The organism is Candidatus Zixiibacteriota bacterium (assembly GCA_022865345.1).
Classification (GTDB): Bacteria; Zixibacteria; MSB-5A5; order MSB-5A5; family RBG-16-43-9; genus RBG-16-43-9.
Genome location: JALHSU010000141.1, coordinates 1 through 17758, shown reverse-complemented (window position 1 = coordinate 17758; position 17758 = coordinate 1). Strand labels below are relative to the sequence as shown.

Below are 17758 nucleotides of genomic sequence, written 5' to 3'. Positions count from 1 at the left end.
TAGATAACAATTAATCCCGAAAAAATAATTAAGCACAAAACTCCTAAGGTAACCCTCTTTAACAGACTCATCTGACCCCAGAGGTTAACTAATTGGTTCTTAAGTTCGGTTAGATTCATTCTTTTTCTCTGATTTGCCTTTTGTAGCGGAGGTCTTCAGACCTCCATCTTTTGTGTGGAAGGCTGAAGCCTTCCACTACATTTTTTCTTTTCATAGAGCGACCCGTTCATAGTCGCTTACTCCACGCAAAAATTCCTTCGACCTATCACCTATTACCTACCACCTGCTTTTTACCGGCTCCCAGCTACCCGCTCCCTGCTTTTTTGATATAATTCGACAATCTGCTTTTTAGCAAATCTCGTGCCTGTAGAGAATGAATTTAAATTTAGGCGCTAATTTTATGTATAACCGAAGGTTAAGAGGAAGTACTAAATTTATAAATGAAGCTAAGCCTAACTATCTTTAGGAAATAATTTCCTTTTGAAAGGACAAGGCTTCCAAAAAATTTACCAGACCGATCGCTTTTGAAACGCAGTGCATCGACTTTGAAAAACATATTTCCCTATTACTTTTAAAAGTGAAATTTATTTCACTTCAGGGGTAATTTTACCCCCTAATAGTGGGCTTGTCAAGCAAAAAATTTCCCACTTTAGCCAAAGTGGGAAATTAAGACTTTCCGGTGGTGAGGTAGCTCGACCACTTATTTTTCTTTAGTACCCGAGAACGAGTAAGTGTTTCCTTTCCATGTAAAGGTACCTTGCATTCTATTATTTTTTGGGTCCACCCTCCCTGACCAAATTTGGAATTGCCCACCTCCCCATTCATCGCATGTCCGTTTTACCGAAAAACTATTACCATCAACAGTCCCTGAAACTGAACAATAAGCGTCGATGGTGGCAAGAGTAAATCCGGTATTCAAACTACCAGTCAAAATATTGCCAGAAATGTCCAGATTTAACTTTCCTACCTTATTCTTGCCTTGATATACATAGCTAAGTATCCAGGTTCCTTCAAATATTGTGCGAGCTTGTGCCTCTTGTAACTGACGTTCTGATTCTTTAATTTTAGCCTCTTTTTCTAGCCTTGCCCTTTCGATTTCCATTTGCTTCTGTTTTTCCGCTGCCTCAATTTGCATTTGCTTTAGCCTCTCCGCCTTTTCAATTTCCATTTGCTTTATCTTCCTTGCTCTTTCTAGCTCTGCTTGTCCTATTTCCTGTTCCATCTTTGTGATGTTGTCCACCATAACCTTGGCTTTCTTGCCCAACTCAGTATCTGGATACCGTTCACCAAGTTGACTAAAGTACTGTTTTGCCTTTTGATAATCTGCTATATAATATTGATAGTTGCCCATTGAGTAAAGGACATCTTCAACATGTTTACTCTCAGGGAAGAGCGATAGAAAATCTTCGCAACCTTTGTTTTTAAGTTCAGGATCCTCCACATCTTCTATGTATAGAGCATAATAAAAATCGTTGTCTCGTTTTAGATTCGGATCCAATTCAAGGGCTCTGACCAATAATGTATAACTAAGCGATTTGTCGTTTTTTGCAAGCGCAATCCCTCTATCTCGATAAGCTTTTGAGATTTCTGATTTGAGTGATGCATCTGTATCCAGTGCCTGGTCAAGATACCTCAATCCTCTTCTGACCCCAGCAGGCGTGTCCTGACCTAAGAAATTGAGACCAGTCTTGTTATAGGCTTCGGTTGTTTTTTTGGTATACTTCTTCTGGTCTAACTTAATAGCCCTGTCAAAGGACTGACTAGCTCCGTCTTCTTCTCCTAAATTTAGAAAAGCCATTCCCAGTAAGTAATGAGCTTCTGTGTTCTTTGGGTTTTTCTGTATTTCCTCTTCCAGAAGAGGAATAGCGTCTCCGTACATTCCTGCCTCTATAAACTGCTTTGCTTTATCTACTGGTTTCTTGCTACACCCAGCTATAACGCTAATGATCAACAAAAAGATAAATATGTGTCTCATGCATTCCTCCTTTATGAATTAGAATTTACATTTCAGATCAAGGTAACAGGTAATAAATAGTTAGGTCAGCTCTAAATAGTCAAGAGAAATTTGACGGTTTTTTCACCTTCTGCTAAGCTGGTGGATTAAACAGGAGGTGAAAAGTGAACCTTAGAAAAGCCCAAAGGCTCGCGTAGCAGAGGTTTCAGACCTCTGCCGAGCCCTGATCCGCCTTTGGCGGACGGCCACGCGTGTATTTTTACCCTCTCCCCCACTCACAGAAAACACATCTCCCTAATTCCGGGGCATATTTATAGCATTTTTCATAACTGCCAAAAGGAACTCTCCCGTCAAAGGCAAAACAATCCACGTCCATATCCTTGCAGGGAATTTCCTTGTAGTCTTTAATCACTCTTTCTTCAACCGAGACGATACCTAAGAACTTATTTAAACTCTGTTCTCTCATGGTCTGATTTATTCTAACTGACTTTAGTCAGGTTATCTACGCCACTAAAGTGGCTGCGAACACTTATTTAGACTTTGTTCTCTCATTTCGGTTACACTTTGTAGCGTCCTCACTCCTGTGAGGACGTTTATGCTATGAAATCAATTCGTTGCCACAGGAGTGGCAACGCTACGATTTCTCTGGAAGGCTGAAGCCTTCCGCTACATTTTCGTAGTGCGACCTTTTTAGGGTCGCATTGCGAGGCTAAAAGCCTCGCACTACATTCTGTTGGGATTGCTTCGTCGGTCAAATGACCTCCTCGCAATGACACGATTAGCCCACCTTGGAGGCAAGGTGGGGCTACTGGCTTCGCTACGATCTGTATGACATTTGTATGAGTGTCATTCTGAGCCCGCAGGGCGAAGAATCTATTCCAGCTCACGTTCGATTAGATTCTTCGGTCGTCCCCGTAGGGGACTCCCTCAGAATGACATGGGGCTACAGGCTACGTGCTACTTGCTCCCTGCTCTTTTTCTTCTTTCATCCCGTATTCCTGCAATTTATTCCTTAGAGTGCGGGAGGAAACCCCTAAAACCTCTGCCGCTTTGGTCTTGTTCCCGCCATAAACTTCGAGGGTTTTGAGGATCAGGGCTTTCTCCATATCCGCAATTGTGCAGCCTACTTTTAAACCTGAATCATCATATTCTGCTTTCTTGAAGAACAGCTCCGGGGGAAAATCCACAGGTGTCAGAATTTTATTTCTTGTGGTTACCACAGCCCTTTCGATATAGTTTTCCAACTCCCTGACATTCCCGGGCCAGTGATATTCCATCAAAAGCTGGTAGACCTTTTCCGAAATGCCCTGAACCTTCTTATTATTTTCTTGATTATATTTTTGTAGAAAATGCTCTGCTAAAAGAGGCACGTCTTCTTTCTTTTCCCTTAGAGCAGGAAGAGGAATGGGTATGACATTTAAGCGGAAGAAAAGGTCCTCCCTGAACTTTCCTTTCTTTATCTCCTCCTCTAAGTTTTTATTGGAGGTAGAGATAACCCGCACGTCTACCTGAATAGATTGTCCTGAGCCGACCCTTTCAAATTCCCTTTCCTGCAATACTCTTAAGAGTTTTGCCTGTAAGCCGGGAGTGATTTCGCTAATCTCGTCTAAGAGCAGACTACCACCATGCGCCATCTCAAACCTTCCTCTGGTCTGGCGGATTGCTCCGGTAAAAGCCCCTTTCTCATGCCCGAAAAGCTCGGATTCCACCAATCCTTCAGGCAAGGCGGCACAGTTTATCTTGATAAAGGGTCCATCTTTCCGAGGGCTGTTATAATGGATTGCCTTGGCGATTAGCTCCTTACCTGTTCCGGACTCCCCTGTAAGCAAAACGGATGAGCGGCTGTCTGCAATCATATCCACCATCTCAAAAATTTTCTGCATCTGGGGAGCTTTCCCGATTATGTTCTGAAACCGGTATTTGCCAGCCACCTCGGTTTTCAGCATCCGGTTTTCAATCAAAAGCTTTTTAAATTCAAAGGCATTGGCAACCACCAGCTCGATCTCATCGGCTTTGAAAGGCTTCATAATATAATCGTAAGCACCTAATTTCATTGCCTCGACTGCATTCTCTATTGTGCCAAATGCGGTCATCATGATAATTTTCGTATCCGGACAGTTCCCCTTGACAGCTTTCAAAAGCTCCATACCATCCAGCTTGGGCATTCTTATATCCGAGATGATGACATCGTATTCCCTCATTTTTAATTTGCTCAGCGCTTCTTCTCCGCTGGAAGCTAAGTCAACTTGGTAATTTGAGCGGGTGAGAATCTCGCTCAGGGAATCTTTCATCAAATTGTCATCATCCACCACCAAAACCCTTTTCTCTAACAATTTTCTATTCGCCTCCTTTTTTCCGTAGGGCGACCCGTTCTTGGCGTGCTGAAAAAACGCTCCCTGTCATTCTGAGGGAGTCTCCGCCGAAGGCGGAACGACCGAAGAATCTCATTGATTTTTGTGGAGATTCTTCCCCCGCCACAGGCGGGGTCAGAATGACACTCCATCTGTTCTAATTTTTCAATAGACCCTTTTTTAGGGTCGCTCTTGTTACTTTTCACCCGCTTTTGGGAATAAATATCGTTACCGTAGTTCCCTTTCCCAACTTGCTGTCTACCTCTATCTCACCCTTATGCGCCTGCACGATTTTTTTGACGGTGGAAAGTCCCAGACCAGTTCCTTTCTCCTTGGTCGTGAAAAAGGGAGTGAAGAGCTTATCTTTTACCTCCTCACTCATACCGATACCATTATCTTTAATCTTTAAGGAAATTATTTGCTCAGCAGTCGAATTTGGTATTTTATTTTCAAGACTCCTCGTTTCCTGACCTGCAGAAAGCTGAATAAGACCACCATCGGGCAGAGCCTGGGAAGCATTATACAGGAGATTTAAAACCACCTGCTTGAACTTTTCTGCATCCAGAAAACAGCCGCACTTCTCGCTTGGATAGAAGCGCTCAATTTTTATGTTCTTTTTCTCCCTTAGAATGTCCATTTCAAAAAAACCAACCACTTCATCCAGGAACTTCACAAAATCTATGGGTCTTACATCTAATTTTATACTGCGGGTATAATCTAAGAGATTCATCACGATCCGGTTTAAAATGTCCACTCCCTCGATTACTTTCTTGACGTATTTTTTTCTGGGGTCCCCTTCTTCAATATCCCGGTTCAGTAGGTCAGCAAAACCGGAGATCCCGCCTAATGGGTTTTTGACCTCGTGGGCAACAGTTGCCGCCATCTCGCCTAAGGCGGCTAAAGTCCTTACCCTGGCAATCTCCTCTTCCAGCTTCTTGATCTTGGAAAGGTCAAAAAATACTTCCACGGCACCTAAGATATTCCCTTCACTATCTCTTAAGAGAGAAGTCGCATATCCTAAAGGTATTTTAGTCTGTGATTTAGTCAAAATTTCTTTCTCTTCATTTAAATGGGAAACCCCGGCCCGCAAAGTATGAACTGGAGTGGATTGAATATCTACCCCCCCACCCATGATCTTTAAATAGGGACTATTTAAGACTTCATCAGTTTTATAGCCGGTGATTTCTTCTGCGGCCCGGTTAAAAAGGGTAATCTTTTCTTCTAAGCTTACGACCAGGACTCCGGAGGTCAGGCTTTCAAGAATATTGTTGAGATAGTTGGTGACCTTTTCCTTCTCGGCTAAGCTCTCCCTGAGCTTGAGGTTGGTATGTTCTAATTCGAGGTTTAGATTTTCAAACTTTTGTTCTAAATCCTTATAGGCTTGATGGAGTTTCTCGATGGTCTTATTGAAGGAGGCATAAGAATCAGCAAAGGCTTCCAACTGTTCCTGGGTGATTTCTCCTTTTCCCTCTTCTGCCATTTAACATCTCCAGTTTTTTTGAAATATAAGTAAATTAAAGGGGATTGCAACAGAAATTTTATCGCCTCTCGGTGAAATAGAAAATTTTACTAACTCTATAGCCAGCGAAAACTACAGTTTATTCGTTTTTCTCCACTCCCTCTCCTTCATCCACTCATAGATTACTGGAATTACAATCAAGACCAGAAGAGTGGAGGTGATCATTCCTCCGATCACCGGGGTGGCTATAGGTTTCATTACCTCGGAGCCTGCCTCTTTGGCCCACATCACCGGGAGCAGACCAAGGATTATGGCTCCTACGGTCATGAGCTTGGGTCTCAACCTCAGCAAGGCTCCCTCTATGACTGCTTCTCTTATCTCGGACTTATCTTTGATATTTGAGAGTCCTCTTCTTTTTATAGCCTCATCTAAATATACTACCATAACCACGCCGGTCTCAACTGCAGTTCCGAAAAGGGCGATGAACCCCACCCAGACAGCCACGCTGAAGTTATAACCTAAGATAAACAAAAGTAAAATCCCGCCAACCATAGCGAAGGGAATAGAGGCAATAATCAACAAAGCCTCTTTGAACGATCTGTAAATGATATATAAAAGCATAAGTATAATAAACAAAACCAGAGGAACCACAATCTTCAACCTCTCTTTTGCCCTTACCTGATTTTCATACTGCCCGCTCCAGCTGACAAAATAGCCAGCAGGAAGTTTCACTTCTTTTTGAACTAATCTCTTTGCTTCTTCCACAAACCCCACTAAATCTCTTCCCCGGACATTTAGCTGAACAATATTCCTCAAAAGACCGTTTTCGCTGGAGATCATATATGGTCCCATATTTATACTTATTTCAGACAACTGGCTTAGAGGAATCTGTGCGCCATTAGGGGCTGAGACCAGGATATTTTTTAAAGCATTTATATTGTCCCTCAGCTCCCGGGCATACCTGACCCTGACTGGAAAACGAGCCCTTCCTTCAATCGTAGTTGTCAGATTTTTCCCTCCGATAGCAGTTTCCACTACGTCCATAACGTCACCCAATTTTATACCGTACCTTGCCACCTCATTCCGGTCTATTTTTATTTCCAGGTAAGGAGAAGCGATAACCCTTTCTGCATAAATATCCGTGGCTCCGGGAACCATTCGCACTACTCTTTCAATCTCTTGAGACTTTTCCTCTAACACCTTCAAATCCGAACCGAAGATTTTAATTCCCACCTGAGTCCGCACGCCGGTAGTAAGCATATCGATTCTATTCCTGATCGGTTGAGTGAAAGCACCCGCTACTCCCGGTATGACAGATAATTTTTCATCCATCTCTTTTATCAATTTATCCTTAGTCATCCCTTTACGCCATTTTTCCTTCGGTTTTAAGTTGACGACCGTCTCTATCATACTTATAGGAGCAGGGTCTGTGGCAGTTTCTGCTCTGCCGACTTTCCCTACAACAGATTCAACTTCTGGAAAGCCTTCTAAAATCATATCCTGCTTTTTTACGATTTCCATAGCCTGGGTTAAAGAGACCGCAGGGAGAAGAGTAGGCATATAAAGTATTTTCCCCTCTTCAAGCGGAGGCATAAACTCGCTACCGATAAGAGGGATTAAAAGGAAAGCACCTACTAAGATAATTAAAGCACTCCCTATAACGATCTTTTTATGTTTTAAGGCAAATAAAAGTACGGGCTCGTACAGTTTCATCAGAAATCTATTCAGGGGATGCTTTTCTTCTGATCTTAATTTGCCTCTGAGCAAATAGGTGGACAGGACCGGCACCCAGGTTATAGCTAAAATCGATGCACCGATCATAGCTAAAGTCTTTGTAAATGCCAGAGGATGAAATAATTTACCTTCCTGACCTTGAAGGCTGAAAACCGGCACAAAAGCCAGGATGATTATGACCATCGAGAAAAAAATAGGCCTGCCAACCTCTTTGGCGGCGAGTGCCACAGTCTCCAGCTTTTTAGTCTTATCATCAAGCTTCTCCAAATGCCTGAATGAGTTCTCAACGATCACAATCCCGGCATCCACCATCACGCCTATGGCTATGGCGATACCTCCTAAGGACATGATGTTGGAAGTGATTCCCAAATAGCGCATAAAGATGAAAGCGATCAGCACCCCGATGGGAAGGCTGGTGATGACTATAAATGTGCTTAAGAAATGTCCTAGAAAGATAAGAATGACCAAAAAGACCAGGATGCTTTCTTCTATCAAGGCTCTCTTTAAAGTATGCTCTGTAGCTTTGATTAAATCGGTCCGGTCATAAAAGGGGATAACCTTTACACCTTGAGGCAAAGCGGGCTTGATTTCTTCTATCTTCTGTTTTACCCGGTTGATGACATCCATGGTGTTCTCTCCATACCTCATCACCACTACTCCGCCCACCACCTCTTTTCCATCTTTATCTAAAGCTCCCCTCCTGAACTCAGGACCTAACTGCACAATTGCAACGTTCTTTACATAAACTGGCACACCATTTCGGGAGTCGACGACTATGTTTTTTACATCTTCCACTGATTGAATTAAGCCTATACCCCTCAGGATAAACTCCATACCGTTTTTCTCGATGACCTTCCCGCCCACATTGGAGTTACTCATCATCACCGCTTCAAAGACCATCTTCAGATCGACATTGTAAGCCCTGAGCTTATTCGGATCCACGTCTATCTGGTACTGCTTGACAAATCCGCCAATGGAGCCTATTTCAGCCACACCTGGAACAGAGTTCAATTGATAGCGCACAAACCAGTCCTGCAGGGTGCGCAGTTCTTCTAGGGAATGATTCTTACTTTCCAGAGTGTACCAGAATATTTGTCCTAAGCCAGTAGCATCTGGGCCTAAGGTAGGAACAACCCCCTCTGGTAAAAAACTTGAAGCCAGACTCAGTCTTTCCGCCACCCGGGTGCGGGCAAAATAGAGATCAATCCTATCCTCGAAAATCACGGTTATCATTGAGAATCCGAAGGCTGAGGCAGATCTGACCGCTTTGACTCCGGCTAACCCCTGTAAATTGACAGTCAAAGGATAGGTTATCTGATCCTCTACCTCCTGAGGTGAGCGGCCAGACCAGTCGGTGAAAACTATGACCTGATTTTCTGAAAGGTCAGGGATAGCATCAATCGGGGTATTTTTAACTGACCAGATCCCCCAGAGAATTACCAGGATATAAAATGCTATCAAGAGGAATCTATTTCTTAAGGAGACATCAATTAATTTATCAATCACAAGTGCTCCAATTTATAACAGTAACTATTGGCATATGTTCAAGTGCTTGACATCCCGCCCTTGGCGGGACTGACCAGGCAAGCAAACATTTTCCGTCAGGTCAGGGGACCCGACAGCCACATTTGAGTCTTCACATCCCTTCCATCTTCTCCATCTTCTTTTCCTCAGCCTTCTTCTCTTTCTGAGGAGTTTTCTTTTCCTTCGGCTCCATTCCGGGCATACCCGGCATTGCACCCATTCCTTTTTCAAGCTGGCTCTGGGAATCGATTAAAAAGTTACCCTGGGTTACGACCATCTCCCCCTGGTTCAATCCAGAATAAACCCGAAAATATCCATCCTCCTCTTCTCCGATTTTGACCTCTCTTCTATTGTAGACTCCATTACCTTCTGAGACGAAGACTATGTTTCTTACTCCGGTCATAAGAACCGCTGAGCCGGGAATGGCTAATTGGGATTTTGGAGATTTTATCTGTAAATAGACATCCACGTACATTCCGGGCTTCAGTTTTAAGCCCTTATTGGCTAACGTGCACCTAATCTGAACGGTCCTGGTTTCACCTGAGACCACAGAGCCGACATAAGTTATCTTCCCTTCAAAGGTCTCCTCTGGATAAGCCGGTGAAATTATCTTAACCGATTCTCCTGTCTTTATCCCGGCTAAATCCTGTTCATAAACTTCCGCATACATCCAGACCTCAGATAAATCTGCTATGGTATAGAGATTATCACTCTCGCTCACATATTTTCCAAGGATTATATTCTTCTCGGTAACTGTTCCAGATATCGGGCTATGAATCATCAGTAATGGCTGAGGTTGGCGGCTTTTTTCTAAGTCTTCTATGTGGTATTCCTTGACACCTAAAAGCAGGAGTTTTGTTTTTGAAGATTCTACCAGATCTTTGGCAGACTCTATGGCTCCAGAAGACTGGCTGGCTTGAGCTTTTTCTAAGTTGTTTATGCCTTCAATATATTCCTGTTCAGCCGAAAGATAATTAGGACTGTATATATAAACCAAAGGCTCATCTTTTTGCAACTGATAACCCACATAGTTGACCAGAATCTTATCCACCCTTCCACCCAAGCGCGGCGTAACATAAACCAACTTTTCCTCATTGAAATCGATTTTCCCCACGGTTCTTATGGTCTTGGTCAGGATACGATAATCCACTTTCTCCAATTTCACCCCGATTTCTTGCTCAGACTCCGGGGTTAACATCACCTTTTCTTCCGTTTCAGTCCCGGATTGAGAAGAAGGAGCACCATGTTCCATCGCTTTGTGGTCTTCCGTTTTTCTCTTAGAACAGATGGTAAAAAGCAAAATACCGGAAAAGCATAAACATAAGATGAGAAATTTTCTAAACATATCTTATCCTCCCCAACCATATAGATTAGCTCCGACAGCTCTTTCTAAAGAAGCTAAATTTTGTAGATAATCAACTATGGCTTTATAATAATCTAATCTTGTTTCTCTTAAAGTTCTCTGAGCATCCAGAAGAGTCAAAAAATCGGTCAAATTAGCCGTGTAGTTTGCTTCAGCCACTCTTAAGGCTTCTTCTGCCTGAGCTAAGAAGCTTTCCTGATACAGTTTCATCAGTCGATAACTTGCCTGGGTGTTAACATAAGCCATCTGCACCTCAAAGGAGACCTCGTTTTTCATATTTTGATAACCAGATTCGGCTGAGAGAAGATTCGCCTTTTTCTCACTCACTTCGTTTTTCTCTTTCAAAAAAAACCAGAATGGTATGCTGGTCCTGAACTCTAAGCCCCAGTCTCTCATCCCCTGATTTGTTTTCATTCGCATATATTCAAACATAAAATCTGGAAGATAACCCTGTTTAGCCAGAGAAAAAGAGCTTTTCTGTGCATCAACCATCGATTTTGAGGCGGATAACATAGGATTTGAATATGAGGCTTTATCCTGCAGATCAAAAAGAACCCAGGTAAAATCTGGTATTGCGATATCGGTTTGAATGGAAAGAGGGGTGGAAGGCAGACGGTTCATCAGGATATTTAACCTTCCCTTAGATACCTCCAGCATAGCTTTCATAGTCACCAGCTCGTTGTTCATCCTGGCCAATTCCACCTGGGCTTTGAGTATGTCGCTCTGAGGGGCTTCGCCGGTGGAATATTTGATCTGAGCAACTTTCAAGAAATGCTCTAACAGGTTCAGGTTTTCCTGAATGATCTCAATGCTTTTTAAATTTAGAAAAAGGTCCAGATACGCAGATTTCGACTTCTGGGTTATTTCAAATTTTTTGTCCTGATAAAAAGAGGAAGCCATGTCCGACTCAGATACTGACATTTTACTCATAGAAAAATACTTTGAAGGAAACATCAGCTCCTGGCTAAAAAGAAAAGTCCTTAACTCATATTTGCTGAGGTTAAAGCTACCGAGAGGCAGTCCCTCATACCTCACCCCCAATTGAGGTTTGGATGGAGCAAGAGCCTGAGAAATTCGGTTTCTCGATGCCTGCCAGAGCTGGTAACTCGCTTTTAGATCAGGGTTATCCTTCAGAGCTGAAGAAACAACTTTTTCCAGTGTGAAAAGAGTGTCCAAGTCAGTCTGGCAAAAAGCTTGGTTTAAAGGAAAAAATAAGATCAAAATAAAAGCAAGAAATCCAATAGATCTGTTCATCCACCCTCCTTCCCTGTATTCGTGATATGTATATAAACAATAAACCAAAACCATGTCAATAGATTTTAGGTAAATTGGTGAGAAATTATGTAGATAACAAAGCGCCCCCCCTTTCGAAGAAACATCTATAAGTTGATGTGACGGAATAAAATTTAACTCAAATCCCCTGCCAGCTTTTCCAGCTCTTTTTCTTTCTTCTCCAAAAGACTGGTTTTTTCTTCTAATTTTTTATGGATAGATTTGAGTTGTTCTACTGTCTGCAGGTCAGCTTTTTGAGAATTTGGAGGATTGAATTCAGAAAGGCTCCGGGTCATTTCTTGAATCGTCTGAGTGATCCGGAGCCTTTGATCTAAAAGCGAATTTATGTTTTCTTCCGTTTCTTTTGTCTGTAATACGTAAATTAGTTTATCAGTCAGATTCAGGACTTTATCGTAATCCCTGAGTAGTTTATGGTAAAGAGGCAGGAGATTAGAACTCATGGCAGAAGGACTTGACCATCTTCAAAAAAACGTTTTAACGGTAGTTTATAGCCTGTCTAAAAGCTCCCCTTTTTTAAGCTCGAACTCCTGGTCGGTGATTAATCCTTTATCTTTCAGCTCTCCTAATTTTTTAATCTGCTCTAAGACTACTGAATCAGCCGGCTTCTGTTCCCTGGCATATAGGGCTCCCCCGGCAATCGGAGTGACACCGGAGCCAGGGTTAAACTTCAAGTGATCAGGATTCTTGGTCCCCTTTTGGTAGTTCTTAAGCTCCTCCTCCAGATTCCTGATTTTTCCTTTCAACTCGTCGATCTCATATTTCAGTTGATGTTCTTTCAAGGCTTTGTCTATAGAGGCTCTTAGCTCATTTAACTTAAAGGGTTTAATCACGTAATCGCAGGCGCCGCTTCTTAAAGCTTCTACTGCGCTTTCTATGGTCGGATACCCGGTCATGATAATCGCTAAAATCTCGGGCGAGATCTTCTTCAGCTCCTTTAGGGTCTGGATCCCATCCATTCCCGGCATTTTGAGGTCTATCAACGCAATCTGCACAGGAACCGATTTTGCCACCTCCAGAGCTTTTTCTCCGCATTCGGCCAGGTGCACTTCAAAACCCTGTTTACCCAAAAATTCAAGGAGCAATTCTCTGACAAAAAGCTCGTCATCCACTACTAAGATTTTCTCTTGTGGCATCTATTCTCCGATTTTCTTCTGGTTCATATTATAAAGCCGATTCAAAAAAATGCAAGTTTTTTCTCTCTAAAAGAAAATAAATCTCAATCTTTTTATCGGCAAAAAAAGTATGGCAATAAGCCTCTTGAAATTAATAAAAAGCGGACAAAATAAGTCTTTTAAGTATCCTCTGGTCTTATTGTTAGCTCCATTCTACTCTTAGACTTTCAAAATATTTCTTTGTGATTTTAAAAAAAGTCAAATTTGGAGAAGAAATAGTGGAGTGTAAAGCCATCAAGGTCTTGTCCACAGGATCCTGGCGAAGACTTTAGCTTTACCTTAACCTCTTGATAAACAAGAGAATTTATTCTGGCAAACCTAAAGGTTCGCACTCCAAAGTCTTCCCAAATTCAACTATTTCGGAACTCTTTCTTTACGTAATTGACTTAATGTAATACTTTTAACTATTGAGATAACATCAATAATCACACCATATTGTTAATAGATGACTAATCCTAACTCAGCAATGCTTCTTTGTGCTTTAGGGAACCGGAGCACCTTCAAAAAAAAGACCCCCTATGGAACTTCAAGGGGGTCTTTTTATGTTACACCTTTTATGGAGATATTCTTATCCCTTAAGAAACTTTTTGTACTCAGATTTGTTCGACAATATATCTATAGCCTTCTTCACGACAGGATCAGTTTTCAGAAGAATTCCTTCATAATAGGCTTTTTCTCCATACAGACTATAAAGGAGATCTCTTTTAATTGCCTTTTTTATATAATCCAGACTGTTATCAAAATCGTTTTCCTTTGACTTCAGAATTACCTTTTTCAATTCCGCAAGAGCTGGAGCAAAAGAATCCTTGTCCTTCTCTAAATTGATATTCTTTTCCATGTCCTGAAGGGAAACTTCAACCTGGTTGAGATAAGTGAAGTTCTTCTCTTTAAGAAAACCCCTGAAATCAGAGATCATCTTATCGTCTACCTCAAAATCCCTGGGTAGGTCTTTATGCTGGGAAATGTACCTAACCGCAAAATCGAAGAAAAGCTGCTGTCTTTCCATATCCATCTCTATCGGTTTGAATTTCTCTGCTGGTATGACAATATCCGGCACAATCCCACCACCTCCATACACCACCCTGCCTCCGTTCGTGTGGAAGATTTCATTTTGTGTACTATCTGCCTTGGTACTATCAGCCCCTTCGTCTGAGAAAGCTAAGGCTAAATTTTTCTTGGACTTTTCCGGCTTTTGTATGCATCTTCCGCTGGGAATGTAGTATTTGGCAATGGTCAATTTCAGGTAGACATCATCCGGCATGTTCAGGACGGTCTGCACCAGGCCCTTCCCGTAAGTGGTATCACCGATTATCACACCCCGGTCCCAGTCCTGAATGGCTCCAGCCACGATCTCTGAGGCAGAGGCGGTCTGCTCATCCACCAGGACCACTAATGGTTTGTCAGGATAAAGAGCGTCCTCTTTGGCGAAATATTTGATCAGATCTTCTGGTTTTTTTCCTTGGGTATAGACTACTAACTTATCCTTATCTAAGAACTGATTGGAGGTCTCGACCCCTTCATTCAGAAGTCCTCCGCCATTAAAACGAAGATCGAAAATCAGTCCCTTGATATTCTTGGTTTTGAGGTCACGGATAGCTTCTTTGAGTTCTTTTCCGGTATCTTCAGAGAATCTGGAAAGCCTGATATATCCGATCCCGTCTCCAACTACTCCGTAATAGGGAACATTCTTTATCGCGATGACCGCTCTTTCAATCTCGTAATCTAAAGGTTCTTCGATGCCCTCTCTTTTTATTTTCAGCGTAACCTTAGTGCCAGCAGGTCCTCTCATCAGATTTGAAGCCTCCTCAGAGCTCATCCCGTAGGCCGATTTGCCGTCGATCTCGATTATTTTGTCTCCGGCTCTTAACCCCATCCTGAAAGCTGGTGTCCCTTCCATCGGAGAAACGACGATTATATATTTATCTTTCTTCTCGATAGTCATTCCCAGACCTTCATACTTCCCATGGGTAAACTCCATCAGCCGGTTAAAGGTCTTTTTCTCCAGCATATCTGAAAAAGGGTCTAAAATATCTAACATCCCTTTTATTCCGGCATACCCTAAATCTTTTGGATTTAAGTTTTCGACGTACCGGTCATTGATGCTGTAAGCTACCTGTGCCAGGAGCTTACTATACTCCATTATGGTATCTTTGTTTTGCGGCTGGGCTTGAGCCTGAAGAGTCTGCTCTCCAGTCTGGCCTAAGCCCACTATCCAGATTATTCCGACCGCGGCTAAAGCTAATACCAGAGCGATAATTCCATATTTTTTTTCACCTAACATAAAGCCTCCACCAAAAATAGTTTATGACAAGAATAGACATCCTATCTCTGCTCGAAATCTAACAAATTATACTCTTTTGTCAATATCAATATTTGAACAGTGAAGCCTTTAAAACGGTTAATCTTCAGCCTGTCTGAGACTTAACTCTGTGCAAAAATACTACAGTTGTGCAGTTTTCGTTCTGAAGGAAGAGAGGTAAAGAAAGCCCCAGAGGATAAAATTCAAAAGGAATATCAGCCAGAGGGTCGAGGATATGCCTAAAAGAGGGATAAAGATAGCTGAGATTAAGATAGCGCTAAAGGCTGACCCAAAAAGGTCAACCGCATAGCCGGTGCCTGCTTTTTTCTCCTGTCTTATTTGCAGGTAGAGTTGATTGGCGCAGGTAAAGATTGCCCCTCCGATAAAACCTGAGAAGACAATCATCCCGCCAAGAATTAATTCAAGGAAGTGAGGATTTAACCTGAATCTAAAGAAACTTGATATTAACAGGAGAAAGAATGCGATTAAGACGAGTTGAAGCACCTGCAACCAGCTTAAATTCTTCATACCTGTCTCCCCTTTTCTTTTATCAATGTATAAAGCTCCGGCAAAAAGCCCTAACATAAACAGGGTCAGAAATATGCCTATCTTGGAATAAACATATCCATAGAATACCTGGTAAATCAAGATGATAGAAATCTCTAAAATAATCGAGGAAAACCCTGCAATAAATATGGCATATAACGAAAGACCCGTAACGAACTTCTCTCGTCTGAAGATCAAGAACAAAAAAGAAAAAGAGAGTGCTGACCCAACCAGGAAATACCATAACGGGTCGAGTTTAGTCAGAAAACTGAAAGCCGGTTTTTCAAAAGATTTGAGCTGTGTGCTCCACAAAACAGTGTTGTAGAAATAAGATATGGGCTTGAGGTCGTAATTTATCTTTCCTTTAGTAGATTTGATGATGCCCAGAAGATATTCTATCCTTTCAGGAGAAAGACGATTGCTCAAAAAATGCTCGTTTATGTAAGTGGCCTGGATATTTTTCTTTTTCAGGCTCTTAGTAATTTTCATCCAGTCGTAAGTCAGATTTTCTCCCTGACTGGCTAAAAAAACGTTATTTGAGCCGGGAAGCACAATTACTGACTTGAACTCTGAGGATAACGTGCGGTAGAGGCTGGAAATATATGAAACTTGTTCCTGATTTAGATAATTTTCAGAGGAGGTAGCCCGGAAGGAAAAAATGCCATCCTGGGACAAGAGCTTTTTGACCAAACCAAAAAATTCCTTTGTATAGAATCGATTAAGCTGTGCGTTATACGGATCAGGAAGATTCAGGACTATTAAATCGTATCCCCCTTTTCCCTCCTCAGCCTTTTGTCTGACAAAAAGCCTTCCGTCTTTATGAATAATAGTTACCCGATCATTCTCTAAGGCTCTGACCTCTGCTTCTGGCAGAAAACTTTCCCCCAGCTCGATAATCTTTGGATCTAACTCCACATAATCAATTCTCAGGTCTTTATATTTCAGAGCTTGAGTGAGCGCTCCACCCGCTCCTCCACCGATCAGCAGTAATCTTTTAGGCTCAGGATGTTCCGCTAAGGCATAAAGAACGGCTTCTTCAGATGAAAACTCGTCTGGATACGAAAATAAGAGCAACCCATTTTCATAAAGGGAAATCTGCTCCTTATTTTTCAGGACGACTAAATTTCCGTAAATTGAATCTACCGATTTTACGACCGGCTGACCCCTCCATAGCTTGTTCAGGGATTTACCTTCAAGGTAGGTATCCAGTTTTCCCATCTTAAAAGCCAGAATTACTAGAATAGCGACAAGCCAAAAAAAGATTTTTTTTCTTTTGGAAAAACTTACCATAAGTGAAACGGAGAATAACAAAAGAACCATTAAAAGCCAGCCCTGAATAGAGAAGTTAGACAGATGTGGAATTAAAACTAAGCTTCCAAGAAATCCACCCAGGCCAGCTCCTAGTGATTCCCAGAGATAGACTTTAGTCACCATCTTTCCCAACTTGGGGTCAAGGTGCCATACAGTGGAGTTCAGAACAAAGAGTATTCCCAAAATCAGACACAGTGGACCAAGAATAAGAAAAGTGAAGATCAGCATCGGCACAAATCCGATTATCTCACCCGGAAGAACATTCAGTAGTATTCTGGAGTATCTTATTCCTATAATTGTTAAGATTGAAAAAATGGCTAAGAGAAAATACCAGAAAGAAAGATTCTTCAGAAGAAAGTTTTTGGAGACAAAGATGACATTTCCCAGTTTACTTCCTAACCCTACCCACAAAAGCCAGACAAAGAGCAGAATCCCCAGGCATAGCTCATTGCCGTAAAAGACAGAAAGCAGCTCCCGAAAAAGGATTATCTGAGAAAGGATTGAGGCAAAGCCTAAAAGTAAGCATGATAAGATGAAAAGGAACTTGTTTTGATTCATCAATTAAAAAATCTAACCCTTTTCAGAGAGAAGTCAAGGAAAAGGTGTAGGGGGTGTTATAGCAAGATTAAAATGTCCTAATTTCTGCAAAGTTAAAATGTCCTGTCCTACAGATCCGTTTCTCGGATTTTCATGTTTTAGTTAGTAGTAGCTTTCCTTCTTTTTGGCTACTTTTTTCTTTTTGTTCATAAGGT

At 41.9% G+C, this 17758-nt stretch carries 11 protein-coding genes; all 11 read right to left on the bottom strand.

Annotated elements, in window-relative coordinates:
* Positions 1–700: 700 nt before the first annotated feature.
* The 11 genes from MUP17_06630 to MUP17_06580 all read right to left on the bottom strand — a co-directional run bounded on the left by MUP17_06630 (position 701) and on the right by MUP17_06580 (position 17564).
* Complete coding sequence (locus MUP17_06630; GenBank protein MCJ7458648.1) at positions 701–1975, bottom strand: tetratricopeptide repeat protein; 1275 nt, start codon at positions 1973–1975, stop codon at positions 701–703.
* Between the two features lie 238 nt (positions 1976–2213).
* Positions 2214–2420: a hypothetical protein gene (locus MUP17_06625; GenBank protein MCJ7458647.1), complete on the bottom strand. Its 207-nt coding sequence runs from the start codon at positions 2418–2420 to the stop codon at positions 2214–2216.
* Positions 2421–2904: 484 nt separating this feature from the next.
* Positions 2905–4287, bottom strand: coding sequence for a sigma-54 dependent transcriptional regulator (locus tag MUP17_06620; protein ID MCJ7458646.1), 1383 nt, complete (start codon positions 4285–4287; stop codon positions 2905–2907).
* Positions 4288–4507: 220 nt separating this feature from the next.
* Entirely contained in the window at positions 4508–5785 is a 1278-nt protein-coding gene (locus MUP17_06615; protein ID MCJ7458645.1) for an ATP-binding protein, read from the bottom strand.
* A gap of 111 nt (positions 5786–5896) precedes the next feature.
* A complete protein-coding gene (locus MUP17_06610; GenBank protein ID MCJ7458644.1) occupies positions 5897–9004 on the bottom strand; it encodes an efflux RND transporter permease subunit in 3108 nt (1035 codons plus the stop codon).
* 130 nt (positions 9005–9134) lie between these two features.
* Entirely contained in the window at positions 9135–10367 is a 1233-nt protein-coding gene (locus MUP17_06605) for an efflux RND transporter periplasmic adaptor subunit (GenBank protein MCJ7458643.1), read from the bottom strand.
* Between the two features lie 3 nt (positions 10368–10370).
* A complete protein-coding gene (locus tag MUP17_06600) occupies positions 10371–11639 on the bottom strand; it encodes a TolC family protein (protein MCJ7458642.1) in 1269 nt (422 codons plus the stop codon).
* A 152-nt stretch (positions 11640–11791) separates the two neighbouring features.
* A complete protein-coding gene (locus tag MUP17_06595) occupies positions 11792–12118 on the bottom strand; it encodes a hypothetical protein (protein MCJ7458641.1) in 327 nt (108 codons plus the stop codon).
* A 45-nt stretch (positions 12119–12163) separates the two neighbouring features.
* Positions 12164–12811 carry a response regulator gene (locus MUP17_06590; GenBank protein ID MCJ7458640.1) on the bottom strand — a complete coding sequence of 216 codons (648 nt, stop codon included), beginning with the start codon at positions 12809–12811 and terminating at the stop codon, positions 12164–12166.
* Positions 12812–13418: 607 nt separating this feature from the next.
* Positions 13419–15131: a S41 family peptidase gene (locus tag MUP17_06585; protein ID MCJ7458639.1), complete on the bottom strand. Its 1713-nt coding sequence runs from the start codon at positions 15129–15131 to the stop codon at positions 13419–13421.
* A 159-nt stretch (positions 15132–15290) separates the two neighbouring features.
* Complete coding sequence (locus MUP17_06580) at positions 15291–17564, bottom strand: fused MFS/spermidine synthase (protein MCJ7458638.1); 2274 nt, start codon at positions 17562–17564, stop codon at positions 15291–15293.
* Between the last annotated feature and the right edge of the window lie 194 nt (positions 17565–17758).